Genomic DNA, 16,935 nt, shown 5'->3' with positions numbered 1-16,935 from the left:
TATTTCCTCTTAGCCTTTAATTCCGCTGCTGGACACACCCTGGACGAAGTAGCGCTGCGCCAGGAAGAACACAATGATGGAGGGCAGAATGGAGATGCTCGCCATTGCCAGAATTTCGTTCCACGGCGCCCCTTCGGTGACGTCGATGGACATTTTCAGTGCCAGTGCAATTGGGTACTTATCAACGCTATAGACGTAGATCAGCGGGCCGATAAAGTCGTTCATCGACCACATGAACTGGAACAGGGCGACGGAGATAATCGCCGGTTTCAGAATTGGCACCACCACGTACCACAGCACCTGCCACGAGTTGCAGCCGTCGATCTGCGCCGCCTCTTCCATATCGCGCGGTACGCCGCGCAGGAACTGAATCAGCATAAAGACGAAGAACCCTTGCGTGGCGAAAGCGGTTGGCAGGTACAGCGGCAGATAGCTGTTCAGCATGCCCATTTCGCGGAACATCAGATATTGCGGGATCAGCAGTACGGTGCTTGGTAGCAGCATGGTGGCAATCAACGTAGCAAACCAGAACTTCTTCCACGGGATCTCGAAGCGGGCAAAACCATAGGCGACGACGGTGGAGGAAATGATGGTCAGAATGACTTTCGGGATCACATACTTAAAGGTATTGATCATGTAGTGACCGAAATTGTACTCGGTACCGGTTTTCCAGCCGTTAATAAAGCCGTCCCAGGTGGCGTGCGACGGCCAAAGATTCAGCGTGGTGAAGATTTCGTGGTTCGGTTTGAACGATGCCGAGAACATCCACGCCAGCGGGTAAAGCATCATCAGCCCCACGACCAGCAAAATAACGTAACGCACGGTCCGGCTGATTTTTTCACGGCGCAGCGTACGGGCTACTTCGCGCGCAGCTTCCTCTTTGGTAGATAAAACGGATTGCAACTCAGCCATTTTTGCCTCCCTTATCGGCAGAGTAGAACACCCAGTATTTCGAAGACTTAAAGGCAATCGCCGCAAAGACGGCTACCACCAGGAACAGCACCCACGCCAGCGCTGCGCCGTAGCCCATATCAAAGTATTTGAAAGCGGTATCGTAGATGTAGAGCGAGAACAAGTAGGTGTAGTAGGTTGGGCCGCCGCCGGTGATCACATACGGGCCAGTGAACTCCTGGAAGGTCCCGCTGGTCTGCATGATAAAGTTGAAGAAAATGACGGGCGTAATTAACGGCACGGTCACCTTGAGGAACATTTGCCACTTCGTCGCGCCGTCGATCATCGCCGCTTCGTACTGCGATTGCGGTACGTTTTGCAGCGCCGCGAGGAAGATAACCATCGCCGAGCCAAACTGCCACACGCGCAGCAGCGTGACCGAAATCAGCGCCAGCGACGGTTCGCCCAGCCAGTTGATCGGATCGACTCCAATCACGCCCAGCATGCTGTTAAACAGGCCGTCGATGGCGAACAGCGCGCGCCACAGCACCGCGATAGCCACCGAACTGCCGAGAATCGACGGGATGTAGTACGCGGTGCGGAAAAAACCGATGCCCCGCAGTTTAAAATTGAGCACAAAGGCAATACCCAGCGCAAACGCTAGCTTCACCGGAATGGTCAAAAAAACGTAGACAAAGGTCACCGCCATCGATTTCCAGAACAGTGAGTCTTCCGTCAGCATATACCGATAGTTTTCGATGCCGGTAAATTGCGGAGGACTCATCAAATCATACTGGGTAAAACTTAATAAAAATGACGATATAAACGGGAAGGCGGTAAACACCAGCAACCCGATTATGTAGGGTGATATCCATGCCAGACCTAATAACTTATTCTCGTTCATAGATTCCTCTAATATAATAAAGACGTACTGTATCGCGCATCGTCGCGATGGACGAGGCAGTGATCTTTATCACATTCAATATTAGCTAATAAAAATTAGCTGTGAACTCTCGCAAATTAATGAAAAAACATTTCATTTCTTTGTAATAAAATCCTATAGTCGAGAAATAATCTCAACTTCCATGAAGGCTATTGCCATGGCACTACGTCGGCACGCAACCTATTCACCGGATAACGCGTCATTGATGATCAAGCACATCGCTGACCAGGACATCTGCCCGCTGCACGCCCATGACTTTTACGAAATGGTCTGCGTCTCCTCAGGAAGCGGCATGCACGTCATTGACGGTATCTCCTGGCCCATCAGTCGTGGTTCGGTGTTCGTGGTGGCGCCTCATGAAGAGCACTATTTTGAGAAAGTGGAAAAACTTTCCCTGCTCAATATTTTGATCCGCCCCGCCTTTCTCACTGACACGCTGCTGACGCTGCTTGCTGACTTTGCGCCTGAAAAACAGTTTATGGCCACCCACCAGACCATTGTGCACAGTACATTTTACACCAACCTATTAAATGAAGAATTAAGCCATAATTTGGCGCATCAACCACTCATGCTGGAAACATTGTTTACTCAGCTGGCGATATTTTTGCAGCGCGGCCATATTAGCCAGGCGGCTGATAATTGCGTAAAAGAAGATTCAATCATATATTTATTGAATTACTTACATCACAATTATGCAAATGACAAATTAAGCATCGATTATCTGGCACAAAAATTTAATATTCAGAAACGCATGCTGGAACGTAAAGTCCAATCGATTACCGCCCTGACGCCAAATGACTACATTACTCACGTGCGTTTGTGTCATGCGATGAATTTGTTGGTTACCTCCGAGCAATCTATTACCGATATCGCCTATCTGTGCGGTTTTAACGACAGTAACTACTTTTCCCATCGTTTTAAGCTTTTCTTCGGCATACCGCCGCGCACGGTGCGCAAATATGGTCTCTTCCCGCTGATCAGCCACCGCAGCGCGCTCCAGTCATAGACCGGAGCGCCGTTCATGGTTCAGATAAACAGGTTCTGATACTCGATCAACGCCAGCATCGCCATCGCCTGCCCATAAGGCATGGTGGTACGTTCAATATTGCGATAGTAGTCAAGATCCTTACCCATCCCTGTACCGAAAGAAACATTTGCCAGTTCACCCTGCGGGTTAATCTGCCGCATCACGCCTTCCGCTGCGGCAATCCCCGTCGCGAGAAAACGTTTATCGATATAGCGCAGACGTACCGCTTTCAGAATGCCATACGCAAAACCCGCCGAAGCCGACGACTCCAGATAAGAGTTCGGGTCATCCAGCAGCGTGTGCCATAACCCACTGTCTCTATCCTGCCGCTGCGCCAGAGCCGCTACCTGACGCGTTAGCTGGCCCAGCAAGAACTCGCGCACCGGGTCGCCTTCCGGCAGGTCGAGCATCTCGATAAAGTCCGGGATGGACACCGTCACCCAGCTGTTGCCGCGCCCCCAGAGCGCCTTAGCATAGTGATGGCGCCCCTCAAAGTTCCAGCCGTGATACCACAGCCCGGTCGGCGCATCACACAGGTACTGCGAATGCAGCAGGAACTGACGCTTAGCCTCGTCCACCCACTGTGGACGATTGAGCACCAGCCCGGCCTTCGCCAACGGCATCACGCTCATCATCAGCGTATCGTCCCATAGTTGCTGGTGATGCGCGAAATTGAAGGTCATATGCTGCAGGCCACCCAGCTCGGTACGCGGCATGTCATGCATCACCCAGTTGGCCCAGATGTCGATGTAACGCCGCCATGGCGAGTGGCCCGTCTCTTCATACAACGCGGCGAGCGTCAGCATTGGCGCCATAGTATTGACGTTTTTCGTCGGCGTGCCTTCGCGAAAACGGTCGGTAAACCACTGTTCGATGATTGCCATCCAGCGCGGGTTACGCGTCTGCAGCCAGTATTGCCACAGGCCATACAGACCGATGCCGTGAGTCCATTCCCAGCCGCCCCACCCTTTGGTATCGACCACCCGTCCATCCGCCAGCGTCATGAGAAATGCGCCGTTCTCATCACGAATATTCACCAGCGCGTCAATCAGCTTTTCCGTCATCTGCACCGTCTGTTCCGCGCTAAACTGCAGTTGCTCTCTGTCCATGAAAACCTCTTATTTCATCGGTGTATGTTTGCGCAGCGCGCGTTTGGCGGTGCGTTCGAACTCTTTGGCGGCGTCTTCAGCGCTGATTTTGCCGTAGTCAATCCGCTGGGTCAGATCCAGCCAGTACTGTTCGATCTCCGGGTTTTTAAAGTACGGCGAGACGTAGACGTTATCCGACGGCATGCTCTCCACCAGCTTAAGGCCGGTAATCACCGGATCGTTCGGCTGCGCCATATTGTTTTTCATCACGTAGTCCGCCGCCGCTTTACTCACCGGGAAGCCTCTTTCCAGCCCCATCAGCGCGACGCCTTCCGGCTGATTAAACATGTAATCCATCAGCATCGCCGCCTCTTTGGGATGCTTCGTGTTGCGGCTAATGGCGAATATCATCGACGGTTTGATAAATAACCCTGCATCCTTCGCCCCCGGCAGCAGCGGATAGGGACCCACTTCCAGTTTTGCCGGTGGCGCCAGGGTATCTTCATACTTTGCGACTGCCGAACTCATCAGGTTAGAGCCGCCGAATTCACCGTTGATCCACGGCTTCATTTCAAACGGCTGCGCTTTACCAAACGACTGAATATACTTCTGACTTGGCAGGACGTGTTCGTTCACCAGCTTCTGATAGACGTTGACAAATTCCAGCCACTGCGCCTCGTTGTAGGTAAACTCCCCTTTTTCGTTGAGCATCGGCTGGTTGTATTTCTGCACCATCCACGAATTAATGAGTTCCATTGAAGTGGTGACTATAGCCGGATAGTAATTGTCGCCAAGCTTCTCTTTAAAGATCTTTCCGGCGGCGTACAGCTCATCCCAGGTTTTCGGGTAGGCAAGCCCGACCTTTTTCCAGGTTTCGGTGTTGTAGTAGAGAATGGGCGCCACCAGCGAAACGGGCAGCCCCTGCACTTTGCCGTTCACCGTCACGGTCCCCAGCTTGCCCGCGTAGTTTTCCAGCCCGACCTCTTTGCTGAGCTGATTGAGATCGTAAAAGCCATCACCGGATCGTGAGAACACCTGTATCCAGCTCCAGTCAAGCTGCATGACATCCGGTTCATTTTTCCCTGCTATCTGGGTGGAGAGGCGTGAAACGAAACCGTCCCAGCCGGTATATTCAGCCTTCACCTTAATGTTGGGATGCGCCTGCTCAAAGGCGCGAATGGTTTTCAGGGTATTCTGGTGACGCGAGTTCGCCCCCCACCAGGAGACGCGCAGGGTTACGCTGTCGCTATCTTCCGCCATTGCCGGCGCAATGCAAAATATGCCGCCGCAGGCCAGCAGCAACGAGAGTGCTATTTTTTTCATCATAAATGTCCTGTCAGCAGTGCGGAGACATCCGCCAGGTAAACGGCAGGTAATCCCTCGCGATCGGAGGTATAAAGTACGTGGCGCAGATCCGGGCTAAACGACGGGTGTGGATGACTTGCCTGACACTGGCCGTCAATCACTCGCCATGAGGTATCGTGGCGAACAATCCGCCGCGTTTGCTTCTCGCCCGGCGCAAACAGATAGAGCCAGGGGTCTGTCAACGCCGCATAACCGCCCTCGTCGGTGAGATCCACCGGCGTTCCGCAGCCGTCGCCCACCAGCAGCGAGCCATCAAAATTGCTCATCAGATGTGAACAAGCGGGCATCGGCATTACTTTTTCGCGCTGCGTGCTGCCCGCCAACGTCTGGCAGATATGGCGCTGATGCGTCTCTTTATGCAGGGAGACGAAAATAATGCGCGAACCGTCCGGCACCCAGAACTCATGGGTAAAGGTTTCCTCTTCGTCCTGGCTCACCGGCGCGGAAAGCCCCGTCTGGCGCTGATGCAACCAGATACGGTTGCGAATCAGATCGTGCGGTCCTTCATGACAGTACATGATGGTATCGATATCGCCGGGGCGAAAGCCGGGGTGTCCTAACCAGCGCGGCTCTTCAAACAGTTGTTCGCTGCGACCGGAAGCAAGGTCGATCACTTCACAGCGGGTGGTCGGGTTCATATGATACTGTCGCTGGAAATCGCTCCAGTCGTGCAACGGCAGGTAACTTTCTGCCGACAGCGACATGCCGATCATTTTGCGGCCACTGCTGTCGGGCGCCCAGGCACTGGTGCTTACCCACTGGGCAGGCAGTCGGTACAGTACCTGTTCCTGCAAGGTATCCAGCTCTACACGCACGATTTGCCGGTTGTGGCGCATAAAGATCAGCGCGCTATCGTCATCAGTGATAAACCCGTCAAAGCTATTATCGCCAGCCCCATCGGTGAGCTGGCGCAGCGTGCTCTGCTCAAGATCGAGCAGCCAGTAGTTCCAGTTGCCCTGTTCAACGCCGCCAATCAGCAGCTGTGTTCCTCCCTGTAAAAAGCACTTTTGATAGAAATAGTTGCGATGAAAAATGCGCCCCAGTGGCGTTAAGCGCATAACGCGAACGCCGGTCACCGGATCGATTTCGGTGGTAAAAGTAAGCGGAGTGATATCACCCTTGGCCATAGTTTCCTCAATATCAGGCGTGGACGATGGGCTGACAGCTCAGAATGTCAGCGCGTCTGTGAAGCAGTCCTCCCAGACGCAGGCATCAGCATGCCAACGGCGTCAGGAAATAACCTTTGAAATAAGGACAAAATACGGCGACGAGTGACGCATTAATCAAGGTTGCAGCGTTATCATTAATAATCACAGGAATGCTCACATTCTTAACCGATTAAATCCCATTCTTTGTATTTCCGACAAAAACAGGGTTGTGGCTGGTTATTTTATAAAGGTTTTAATGACGTCATAGATGATTAACTGTTCCGACACAGCTATCCACAAGAGTGAATAATATGAGGCTAACGTCTACTGCATCTATTCTGGCGATATTGCTCTCCACGGCAATATCACCGGCATGGGCCGTTAAGTTTGAACAACAGCAAGATAAATATCTTATTGATAATGGCAAATTAAAAATCACCCTTGCAGCATCGGGAAATATCACCCGCCTGGAGATGGGCAGTAATAACCTGCTGGCACATTTATCCGGCACCCAGCGCGACCCTGACAAAATTCGCAGCGGTTACCTTGATTATCACTCAGGGCGCGTTACGCCATTTATTGCCGACAAATTCACGCTCATTGAAAATACTCCGCAGCGGCTGCACATCATGTTTCAGGGAGAAAACCCAGAAAAGCTAGCGCTGGAATACCACTATATTATTCCGCAAGGCAGTAACGGATTTTATAGCTACGTCGTGGCGGAAAATAAAACACCCAAACCGGTATTAATCAGTGAGCTTAGGGTGGTATATCGCTTTGACCCTCTGCGCCTGAATCATCTGTTTAACGGCCAGCGCGATGGTATTCCTTTGCTGTATAGCGCATTAGAAAAGTTACCCAAAATCCAGGATGAAACCTGGCGTTTACCCTCTGGTGATGTCTATAGCAAGTATGATTTCGCCGGCTATCAGCGACAGCTGCCTTTCTGGGGAGTCTATGGCGATGGGCTCGGCGCATGGCTGATTCCCGCCTCACCGGAGTACTTTTCCGGCGACAGCAACAAGCAAGAGTTGCTGGTTCATCAGGATGCCATCGTCCTCAACTACCTGACCGGCGCGCACCTTGGCTCTCCCGATATGATTGCGCCGCCGGGCTGGCAGAAGCTATACGGTCCGTGGTTTATGTACTTCAATCAGGGCGATGCCGAAACGCTGAAACAGGACGTCCAGCGTCAGGCGCTAGCCGAACAGCGCGCCTGGCCCTACACGTGGGTGAAAGACGACCGCTATAGCACCCAACGCGCTGAAGTGCTTGGCCGAGTGCTCTCACCGACAAAGGTCAATGTCACCCTCAGTTCCTCGCTCACCGAGCCGACCGATGTCCAGACCCTGGGATATGCCTGGAGCAGCACCAGCGACGCGCAGGGCCGAATCGCCTTCAACAACGTGGTAAAAGGCCAGTATCGGCTTGATGTTTATGCCAGCGAAGGCCAGCGCCCCGGGCTGCTGTACAGCACTACGGTCAACATTCAGGATGATGTCACGGTGCTGGCTGACATTACGCTGCCGCCCTTCGTCGCGCCGCTGTGGTCTATCGGCCAGTCCGACCGTTCAGCCAGCGAGTTCCGCTTCGGCAATGCTCCGCGAGGCTGGCAGTGGCAGCATCGCGTCCCCGCCAGTCTGACGTTCGATATCGGACGCAGCGACCCGCATCAGGACTGGTATTACGCGCAGACCCAGCCCGGCGATTGGTCGATTCGCTTTAGCGATACCGCCGATCGTCAGCCCCGTTATTTAAACGTCGCGTTCGCCGCCGTCAGTAACTTCGGTATGGACCACCCAACCAAACCCGTCATGCAGGTGTTGTTAAATAATAAAGTCATTAAAACGCTGGCATACGAAAACGATAAGGCTATTTACCGTGGCGCAACCCGTAGCGGTAAATACCATAACGAAAAAATAGAACTGCCTGCGGACAAGATAGTTAATGGCAATAATACCGTCACCTTCCGACTCCAGGGCGGAGCATTTATGTACGACTTTATCTCGTGGTCTAAAAAATAAGAGGAAAAATATGTTATCTCGTAAATACCTTATGGCAGGATGCGTCTTATTAGTTAGCCAGGTTGCACTGGCAGCGGAAGGTTCATCACCGATTAAAGCACTAAGCCTGGATTATCGACACGAATATCGAACGCGCGACCGGACGCATTATGATAAGTTGAACATGTCAGCGGCCCTGCCGAATAACTTTAACTTCTCAATAGAAACAAAATATAAAACAGGTGGCAAAGACACCAAAGACAAGATGTTTTCTGATCCGGTGATCAACGCGGTTGAGCTTACTCTTTCCCGCGCTTTTATATTTGACAACTTCAAGATATCACCGTTAATTCAACCAGAATTCAATAACGAACGTACCGAATGGAAATTTGGTTTCGTGCCCTGGTATACCTTTAATGAAAACTGGGCCATCGGCGGGATGTACCGTTTTGAAATGACCGATTACGCCAACGATCCCGACTGCGGCTATAACGGTGATAAATCCTGTAGCACCAACAAACACCGTACGGTCAACCGTGGCGATATCTATTTGCGCTACACCTGGGACCGATTCTCCACCACTTATAAATTTATCTATAAGCACGGCGATGAAATATTATGGGGCAATCAGCACTATGACTATGAGCAGGAGTGGCAATTCGACTACTTGCTGGGTGATAAAAAAGAGTGGAAACCGTACGTCACTTTCGGCGATATAGGGCGCTCGTCGAAGTCCACCGAACGCCAGTTCCGTCTGCGTATGGGGGTGGTCTACACCTTTAAATAATCCGTTTTCGCGATAGCGCCAGGCGGCGCTATCGCACTGCTTCCGTTCTACATGCCACGTTAGCGTTTACTTTTGCAATCGTCTGTTTTGGGGCCAACCATCGGCCCCGTTTTTTTAACTCAGCATATTACGAATTACGTAATGCAAAATACCGTCGTTCTGGTAGTAAGTGAGCTCGGTCGCCGTATCGATACGGCAGCGGCACAGCACGGTTTGCTGCTGACCATCTGCACGAGTTAGCACGACAGGGATCGTTGCCCCCGGCTTCAGCTGCTGTAGCCCGGCGATATCGATCCGTTCCTCGCCGGTGAGCTGCAGCGTTTTGCGGCTTTGGCCCTGTGGGAATTCCAGCGGCAGAATGCCCATACCGATGAGGTTGGAACGGTGGATACGTTCAAACGACTCGGCAATCACCACCCGTACGCCGAGCAGACGCGGGCCTTTCGCCGCCCAGTCGCGACTGGAACCCGAGCCATACTCTTTACCCGCAATCACCGCCAGCGGCGTTCCCTGCGCCTGATAGTGCATCGCCGCATCGTAGATGGACATCACCTCATCTCCAGGCAGCAGGCGGGTCATGCCCCCTTCCACGCCGGGCACCATCTCGTTACGGATACGAATATTGGCGAAGGTGCCGCGCATCATCACCAGATGGTTGCCGCGACGGGAACCGTAGGAGTTAAAGTCGCGGGTGGCGACGCCATTTTCCTGTAAATAGCGCCCTGCCGGGCTGTCCGCCTTGATGCTCCCTGCCGGGGAAATATGGTCGGTGGTGACTGAATCGCCAAGCATCGCCAGCACGCGCGCACCCTGGATATCTTTCACCGGTTCCGGCACAACGCCCATCTGGTCAAAAAACGGTGACTGACGAATGTAGGTGGAATCATTCTGCCAGCTGTAGGTGTCCGAGGCTGGCACGCTAATCGCCTGCCACTCAGGTGTGCCGGCAAACACTGCCGCGTACTCTTTGTGGAACATATCGGTCGATACCTGCTGCACCGCGCGCGCAATTTCATCGCTGCCCGGCCAAATATCCTTCAGGTACACCGGTCTCCCCTGACTATCTTCTCCCAGGGGATCCTGCGTCAGATCGACCGTCATATTACCCGCCAGCGCGTAGGCAACCACCAACGGCGGCGAAGCCAGCCAGTTCGTTTTAACCAGCGGATGAATACGCCCTTCAAAGTTACGGTTACCGGACAGCACCGCGCCAACGGTCAGATCGCCTTGTTTAATCGCGCTTTCAATCGGATCAGGCAGGGGTCCCGAGTTACCAATACAGGTGGTACAGCCATAACCAACCAGGTTAAAGCCCAACTGGTCAAGGTACGGCGTTAGCCCGGCATAGGCCAGGTATTCCGACACCACCTTCGACCCCGGCGCCAGCGACGCTTTCACCCATGGCTTCGGCTTCAACCCACGCGCAACGGCATTTTTTGCCAGCAGCCCGGCGGCCATCAGCACACTCGGGTTTGACGTGTTGGTACACGAGGTAATCGCAGCAATCACCACCGCCCCTTCCGGTAACGCATACTGCTCGCCGTTGAGGCTAAAGGCGACGGCCGGCTTTGCTTTACCCGCGCCATTCACTTCCAGTTCAGTGGTGGCGTTAAACGCTTTCGGCACGTTGCCCAGCGCGACGCGGTCCTGCGGGCGTTTCGGCCCGGCGAGGCTCGCCTCTACATCGCCCATGTCCAACGCCAGCGTTTGGCTGAATACCGGCTCATCGCCAGTGTGCCGCCACATGCCCTGCGCTTTGGCGTAGGCCTCCACCAGCGCGACCTGTTCATCGCTGCGTCCGCTCAGGCGCATGTAAGAGAGCGTGACGTCATCAATAGGGAAGAAACCGCAGGTTGCCCCGTATTCCGGAGCCATATTGGCGATAGTGGCGCGGTCAGCCAACGGCAGCGAATCCAGACCGTCGCCGTAGAATTCAACAAATTTCCCCACCACGCCAAGCTGGCGCAACATTTGGGTGACGGTGAGCACGAGGTCGGTGGCGGTAATCCCTTCACGCAGCTTGCCGGTCAGCTTGAAGCCAACGACATCGGGAATCAGCATGGAGACCGGCTGTCCGAGCATTGCCGCTTCCGCTTCGATACCGCCAACGCCCCACCCCAGTACGCCCAGACCGTTAATCATAGTGGTATGGGAATCGGTACCGACCAGGGTGTCCGGATAGGCCACCCATTCATTGCCCTGCAATTCGCTCCACACCGCTTGCCCCAGGTACTCAAGGTTGACCTGATGGCAAATACCGGTGCCTGGTGGTACCACCCGGAAGCGGCTGAACGCCTGCTGCCCCCAGCGTAAGAAGGTGTAACGTTCGTGGTTGCGCGACATTTCAAGGCGCACATTTTCCTCGAAGGCATCATCATCGCCAAAGCGATCTACGGTGACCGAGTGGTCAATCACCAAATCCACCGGCGACAAGGGGTTCACCTTATGGGTATCGCCGCCGAGGCGCTTCACCGCCTCGCGCATGGCAGCCAGGTCCACCACTGCCGGTACACCGGTAAAATCCTGCATCAGCACACGAGCGGGACGATAGGCTATCTCCCGGTCGGCATGGGCATTTTTCAGCCAACCGGCCAGCGCCTGGATGTCGTCGGCAGTCACCGAGTCGCCATCCTGCCAGCGCAGAAGATTTTCCAGTAAAACTTTGAGTGATTTCGGCAGGCGGTCAATATCGCCAAGGGTCTTTGCGGCCAGCGCTAAGCTGTAGTAGCGGTAGGTTTTATTGTCGACCTGTAGCGTTTCCTTGCAGGCCTCTCGTAGGGTTGACGACATAGCTCCTCCTTAAATGACGGGAATTGCAGCACTCTGACACTCCTCAGAGCCTCTATTAAAGATAACACAACGACCCGAACACGCCGGAAAAGGGCTCAGATTGATAAATGCATCAACGCTTTATTAAAAGGGAAATAAATAGCAGGAGAAGGATTTTCGGGATATATCGGTAGGGGAAGAAAGATGGACAATAACCCTGGAGTTACTGTTTCTTATTCTCATCCTGATTGAACAGTTCGATAAACTCTTTTTGCTCAGGCGTCAATTTCCACTCGTCCGGGACATTGACCTTATTATTATTCTCAACGGGTTTCTTTACCGCCGGCGCGCGGGGCTTCGCCGGTTTAACACGTTCAGACGTCAGCATGTTTAGCCCCAGAACTTCCAGATCAGCAGTGCGACAGCAATCCAGAACAGCGCGGAACCCAGGAATACGCTCAGCCATGCTTTGCGTTTCACGCCCGGTTCTTTATTTTCTGACGCCATTACATGCCTCTCGCAATCGATATTACTTATCATTTCCACACCAATTAATTGTTACAACTAATCATCATTGAGATAAATCCTAAGTAAATTTTAAGCAAAAATCCAGCGATTTTACGAATGCTGAGGGGAGATTTATTTATTCTTTTGACGGTGAAGGAATATTTGAGTAGAGAAGTTTGCTTAACGTTAAATTTATTTCTACTTTTGCTGCAATGTTGCCAATAGAAACAATTCTTAATCACGGCAATGAGCGGATGAGGGGATAAAAATCAGGGGATTGGGGTGAGTAATATAAGCCTTTTCGCCCCCGATGCCCGGGGGCGGATAATCATGGAAGATTACTTTTCCGGCAGCTTAATATCTTTGAACATGGCTTCAATGTCTTCATTAGAGCGTAGCGCTACCGCGGTGTCGACCACGTCGCGGGTCAAATGTGGGGCGAAGCGCTGAATGAAATCGTACATGTAGCTACGTAAGAAGGTGCTGCGGCGGAAGCCAATCTTCGTCGTGCTGTGGCTGAAAATACCGTCTGCGTCGAGCTTAACCAGATCCGGATCGGAGATAGGATCGACGGCCATGCTGGCAATCACCCCTACCCCAAGCCCCAGCCGCACGTAAGTTTTAATGACATCGGCATCGGTGGCGGTAAAAACAATACGCGGCGTCAGGCCTGCGCGATTAAACGCGGTGTCCAGTTCGGAGCGCCCGGTAAAGCCAAAGGTGTAGGTTACCAGCGGATACTGCGCCAACTCTTCAATCGTTACCGACGTTTTGGATGCCAGCGGATGCTCCGGCGTCACCACAATCGAGCGGTTCCAGTGGTAGCAAGGCAGCATCACCAGATCGTCATACAGGTGCAGCGCTTCAGTGGCAATGGCGAAGTCGGCGTTGCCTTTGGAGACCGCCTCGGCAATCTGGGTTGGCGAGCCCTGATGCATATGCAGCGACACCCGCGGATAACGTTCAATAAAGCCTTTAATCACGCCCGGTAAGGCGTAACGCGCCTGCGTGTGAGTCGTGGCGACGTATAGCGAGCCTTTATCCGGCCAGGTATGTTCGCCCGCCACAGATTTGATGGCGTCGACTTTCGACAGAACTTCCCGCGCAATACGGATAATTTCCTGACCTGCCGGAGTGACCTGCGTCAGATGCTTGCCGCTGCGGGCGAAAATCTGAATACCCAGCTCATCCTCCAGCATTCTGACCTGCTTACTGATGCCCGGCTGCGAGGTGTAAAGTCCTTCAGCGGTAGAGGAGACATTAAGGTTGTGATTGACCACCTCAACGATATAGCGGAGCTGCTGTAATTTCATGCGGTTGTATCCAGTCTGTACTCAGAAAGCGCTCATAAAGACGATTTAATCATAAGAAATGCATCTGCTATAACCACTATATCATTTATAGCAAGTGTGTATAGATGGAAACAAAAAATAATAACGAGGTTATAAAAAAGGGCCGCTATGCGGCCCTTTGTGAAGTTTTTGCGTGGAACGTTACTTTTTCGCTTCGACCCATTTACCGTCAACGAAGAACGCTGACCAGCCTGTCGCTTTACCGTCTTTTTCAGAGGCGACGTACTGCTGTTTGGTCTTACGGCTGAAACGTACCATCGTTTTATTACCGGCAGGATCCTGCTGCGGCGCATCGGCCAGATAACGCAGTTTCTCCGGCAGACGGTCGCGGAAGCGGTACAGCTCTTCCACCAGCGGCGCACGCGTTTCACGCGATTTCGGGAAAGTGTTAGCGGCCAGGAATACCCCGGCAGCGCCGTCACGCAGCACGAAATAAGCGTCAGACTTCTCGCACGGCAGCTCCGGCAGCGGCACCGGATCTTCCTTCGGCGGCGCGACTTCACCGTTACGCAGAATTTTACGCGTGTTCTTACACTCGTCGTTGGTGCAGGCCATATACTTGCCGAAACGTCCCATTTTCAGGTGCATTTCGGAGCCACATTTCTCACACTCAACGATCGGGCCGTCATAGCCTTTGATGCGGAACTCGCCCTCTTCAATCTCGTAGCCGTCGCAGGTCGGGTTGTTACCACAGACGTGCAGTTTGCGCTTCGGATCGATCAGGTAGCTGTCCATCGCCGTGCCGCATTTCTGGCAACGACGTTTGGCGCGCAGCGCGTTGGTTTCGGCGTCGTCGCCTTCCAGCACGTTCAGCACTTCGTTTTCCGGCACCAGGTTAATGGTGGTTTTGCAGCGTTCTTTCGGCGACAGCGCGTAGCCGGAGCAGCCAAGGAACACGCCGGTGCTGGCGGTACGGATACCCATTTTGCGTCCGCAGGTCGGGCAATCAATGCTGGTCAGCACCATCTGGTTCGGCTGCATGCCGCCCTCTTCCGGCGCTTTCTCAGCGGTTTCCAGCTGCTTGGTGAAATCACCAAAGAACAAGTCCAGAACCTGCTTCCACTCGGCTTCGTGATTCGCCACGCGGTCGAGGTGGTCTTCCATCTGCGCGGTGAAATCGTAATTCATCAGATCGCGGAAGTTCTCCTCCAGACGGTCGGTGACGATTTCGCCCATTTTTTCGGCATAGAAACGACGGTTTTCAGTGCGTACGTAGCCGCGATCCTGAATGGTCGAAATAATCGACGCATAGGTCGACGGACGGCCAATACCGCGTTTTTCCAGCTCTTTCACCAGAGACGCTTCGCTAAAGCGCGCAGGCGGCTTGGTGAAGTGCTGGGCTGGAGTCAGTTCAACCAGGCTGAGCTTGTCGCCCTGGTTGACCATCGGCAGCGTGCGGTCTTCATCGCCTTTGCGCAGCGCTGGCATCACTTTAGTCCAGCCGTCAAAGCGCAGGGTACGACCGCGCGCTTTGAGCTTGAAGTCGCCCGCTTTCACGGTCAACGTGGTGGAGTCGTACTGCGCCGGCGTCATCTGACAGGCTACGAACTGGCGCCAGATCAGCTGGTACAGCTTCTGTGCGTCCGCTTCCATATCTTTTAACGCTTCCGCCTGCACGGCAACGTCGGAAGGACGAATCGCTTCGTGCGCTTCCTGCGAGTTCTCTTTGCTGGCGTACTGATTCGGATTTTCCGGCAGGTATTTCTTGCCAAAATTATCGCTAATATAGCCGCGAACCATGTTCACCGCGTCCTGACTCAGGTTGGTGGAGTCGGTACGCATATAGGTGATGTAGCCCGCCTCATACAGACGCTGCGCCATCATCATGGTTTTCTTCACACCGAAGCCCAGACGCGTGCTGGCAGCCTGCTGCAACGTTGAAGTAATGAACGGCGCGCCCGGCTTGCTGCTGGTCGGCTTATCTTCACGCTCCAGCACGCTGTAGCTGGCTTTTTCCAACAGGCTGACCGCCGCCATGGTTTCGTCGCGGTTAACCGGACGGAACGGCTTGTCGCCCTGATGGGTGACTTCCAGCGCCAGAGCATCGCCGCCAGGCGTAGTGGTATTCGCGTCAACTTCCCAGAATTCTTCTGGAACGAAGGCTTTGATTTCACGCTCACGCTCAACCACCAGACGCACGGCAACGGACTGCACGCGACCTGCAGACAAACCGCGAGCGATTTTTTTCCACAGCAGCGGCGAAACCATGTACCCCACGACGCGGTCCATAAAGCGACGCGCCTGCTGAGCGTTAACACGATCAATATTCAGTTCGCCCGGCTTTTCAAACGCCTGGCGAATCGCATTCTTGGTAATTTCGTTAAACACCACGCGGCTATAGCGCGTTTCATCACCGCCGATCACTTCCCGCAGGTGCCATGCAATGGCCTCCCCTTCGCGGTCAAGGTCGGTTGCGAGATAGATGTGGTCGGCTTTTTCCGCCAGTTGTTTGAGTTCCGAAACTACCTTTTCTTTGCCTGGCAGCACTTCATAGTGTGCCGCCCAGTCATGCCATGGGTCGACGCCCATGCGGTTAACCAGCGCGCCTCGTTCATCCTTTTTAGGCTTTTTGGCCGTTTTGGTGGAGGTAGAGTCAGCGCTCTTTTTGGCGGCTGAGCCACTTGTCGGCAAATCGCGGATGTGACCCACGCTGGACTTAACCACGTAGTCATTACCCAGATACTTATTGATCGTTTTGGCTTTTGCCGGGGACTCAACGATAACGAGAGCTTTACCCATATTCACCTTTACCTAATTTGATTCTTCCAGGAATACATCGCACATGTTCCACGTTCCACTGGCGACAAGCCTTGTATGTTGCGGCAACGCCAATGGATATCAACCCTTTACTGACCGGCTTTTGATGTAAGCACGCAGATGGCTGAGTTCACAGACTTTTTTTCGTCAGGAGCTATAGCACGAAGAATATTCGGTCGAATGTCAAGCAAATCTGTTGCCAGATTGCCGAAAGCGTCACACTGTACCTGATAAAATTCGTTACGCAACTTTATTAGCATGCAAACACCAATCATGCCAACTCTGCGGTAAAATCGTT

13 protein-coding genes are annotated in these 16,935 nt (G+C 53.3%); 3 read left to right on the top strand and 10 right to left on the bottom strand.

Features of this window, described 5'->3' with window-relative positions; all coding sequences use genetic code 11:
- Positions 1–9 precede the first annotated feature (9 nt).
- Entirely contained in the window at positions 10–912 is a 903-nt protein-coding gene (locus K7B04_RS15925; RefSeq protein WP_163448920.1) for a carbohydrate ABC transporter permease, read from the bottom strand.
- Positions 905–1,795, bottom strand: coding sequence for a sugar ABC transporter permease (locus tag K7B04_RS15920; protein ID WP_163448919.1), 891 nt, complete (start codon positions 1,793–1,795; stop codon positions 905–907). Before K7B04_RS15920 ends, K7B04_RS15925 begins: the two co-directional genes overlap by 8 nt.
- Before the next feature lie 196 nt (positions 1,796–1,991).
- Between K7B04_RS15920 and K7B04_RS15915 the strand changes: the two genes are divergently transcribed.
- On the top strand, positions 1,992–2,840 hold the full coding sequence (locus K7B04_RS15915) for a helix-turn-helix domain-containing protein (protein WP_167576052.1): 849 nt from the start codon (positions 1,992–1,994) through the stop codon (positions 2,838–2,840).
- 20 nt (positions 2,841–2,860) lie between these two features.
- Here K7B04_RS15915 and K7B04_RS15910 read toward each other — a convergent pair whose 3' ends face one another.
- The 3 genes from K7B04_RS15910 to K7B04_RS15900 are packed head-to-tail and all read right to left on the bottom strand — an operon-like array spanning position 2,861 to position 6,441.
- Complete coding sequence (locus tag K7B04_RS15910) at positions 2,861–3,970, bottom strand: glycoside hydrolase family 88 protein (protein WP_223802473.1); 1,110 nt, start codon at positions 3,968–3,970, stop codon at positions 2,861–2,863.
- Positions 3,971–3,979: 9 nt separating this feature from the next.
- Positions 3,980–5,272, bottom strand: a complete 1,293-nt coding sequence (locus K7B04_RS15905; RefSeq protein WP_223804179.1) for an ABC transporter substrate-binding protein — start codon at positions 5,270–5,272, stop codon at positions 3,980–3,982.
- Entirely contained in the window at positions 5,272–6,441 is a 1,170-nt protein-coding gene (locus K7B04_RS15900) for an oligogalacturonate lyase family protein (protein WP_223802472.1), read from the bottom strand. Before K7B04_RS15900 ends, K7B04_RS15905 begins: the two co-directional genes overlap by 1 nt.
- Positions 6,442–6,773: 332 nt before the next feature.
- Between K7B04_RS15900 and K7B04_RS15895 the strand changes: the two genes are divergently transcribed.
- Complete coding sequence (locus K7B04_RS15895) at positions 6,774–8,486, top strand: polysaccharide lyase family protein (RefSeq protein ID WP_223802471.1); 1,713 nt, start codon at positions 6,774–6,776, stop codon at positions 8,484–8,486.
- 10 nt (positions 8,487–8,496) lie between these two features.
- Positions 8,497–9,252 carry an oligogalacturonate-specific porin KdgM family protein gene (locus K7B04_RS15890; RefSeq protein ID WP_223802470.1) on the top strand — a complete coding sequence of 252 codons (756 nt, stop codon included), beginning with the start codon at positions 8,497–8,499 and terminating at the stop codon, positions 9,250–9,252.
- A gap of 114 nt (positions 9,253–9,366) precedes the next feature.
- Here the strand turns inward: K7B04_RS15890 and acnA are convergent, their stop codons facing one another.
- The 5 genes from acnA to topA form a co-directional block, all read right to left on the bottom strand.
- Complete coding sequence (gene acnA, locus K7B04_RS15885; RefSeq protein WP_163448914.1) at positions 9,367–12,042, bottom strand: aconitate hydratase AcnA; 2,676 nt, start codon at positions 12,040–12,042, stop codon at positions 9,367–9,369.
- Between the two features lie 202 nt (positions 12,043–12,244).
- The gene (locus K7B04_RS15880) at positions 12,245–12,409 is read right to left on the bottom strand and encodes a hypothetical protein (protein WP_163448896.1); all 165 of its coding nucleotides are present in this window, start codon (positions 12,407–12,409) and stop codon (positions 12,245–12,247) included.
- 2 nt (positions 12,410–12,411) lie between these two features.
- The gene (locus K7B04_RS15875; protein ID WP_163448913.1) at positions 12,412–12,528 is read right to left on the bottom strand and encodes a YmiA family putative membrane protein; all 117 of its coding nucleotides are present in this window, start codon (positions 12,526–12,528) and stop codon (positions 12,412–12,414) included.
- Positions 12,529–12,866: 338 nt separating this feature from the next.
- On the bottom strand, positions 12,867–13,841 hold the full coding sequence (gene cysB / locus K7B04_RS15870; protein WP_035892921.1) for an HTH-type transcriptional regulator CysB: 975 nt from the start codon (positions 13,839–13,841) through the stop codon (positions 12,867–12,869).
- Between the two features lie 180 nt (positions 13,842–14,021).
- Positions 14,022–16,619, bottom strand: coding sequence for a type I DNA topoisomerase (gene topA / locus K7B04_RS15865; protein WP_163448912.1), 2,598 nt, complete (start codon positions 16,617–16,619; stop codon positions 14,022–14,024).
- Positions 16,620–16,935 lie beyond the last annotated feature (316 nt).

It is taken from the genome of Kluyvera sp. CRP (assembly GCF_019930565.1).
GTDB lineage: Bacteria > Pseudomonadota > Gammaproteobacteria > Enterobacterales > Enterobacteriaceae > Kluyvera > Kluyvera georgiana_A.
Note: the sequence above shows the minus strand (reverse complement) of the source record. Positions and strands in the feature narration are given on the sequence as shown.

Coding starts and splice junctions, on each gene's coding strand:
- K7B04_RS15910 (WP_223802473.1), bottom strand. CDS start 3,970: ATGGACAGAGAGCAACTGCAGTTTAGCGCGGAACAGACGGTGCAGATG.
- cysB (WP_035892921.1), bottom strand. CDS start 13,841: ATGAAATTACAGCAGCTCCGCTATATCGTTGAGGTGGTCAATCACAAC.
- K7B04_RS15875 (WP_163448913.1), bottom strand. CDS start 12,528: ATGGCGTCAGAAAATAAAGAACCGGGCGTGAAACGCAAAGCATGGCTG.
- K7B04_RS15925 (WP_163448920.1), bottom strand. CDS start 912: ATGGCTGAGTTGCAATCCGTTTTATCTACCAAAGAGGAAGCTGCGCGC.
- K7B04_RS15880 (WP_163448896.1), bottom strand. CDS start 12,409: ATGCTGACGTCTGAACGTGTTAAACCGGCGAAGCCCCGCGCGCCGGCG.
- K7B04_RS15905 (WP_223804179.1), bottom strand. CDS start 5,272: ATGAAAAAAATAGCACTCTCGTTGCTGCTGGCCTGCGGCGGCATATTT.
- topA (WP_163448912.1), bottom strand. CDS start 16,619: ATGGGTAAAGCTCTCGTTATCGTTGAGTCCCCGGCAAAAGCCAAAACG.
- K7B04_RS15895 (WP_223802471.1), top strand. CDS start 6,774: ATGAGGCTAACGTCTACTGCATCTATTCTGGCGATATTGCTCTCCACG.
- acnA (WP_163448914.1), bottom strand. CDS start 12,042: ATGTCGTCAACCCTACGAGAGGCCTGCAAGGAAACGCTACAGGTCGAC.
- K7B04_RS15900 (WP_223802472.1), bottom strand. CDS start 6,441: ATGGCCAAGGGTGATATCACTCCGCTTACTTTTACCACCGAAATCGAT.
- K7B04_RS15890 (WP_223802470.1), top strand. CDS start 8,497: ATGTTATCTCGTAAATACCTTATGGCAGGATGCGTCTTATTAGTTAGC.
- K7B04_RS15920 (WP_163448919.1), bottom strand. CDS start 1,795: ATGAACGAGAATAAGTTATTAGGTCTGGCATGGATATCACCCTACATA.
- K7B04_RS15915 (WP_167576052.1), top strand. CDS start 1,992: ATGGCACTACGTCGGCACGCAACCTATTCACCGGATAACGCGTCATTG.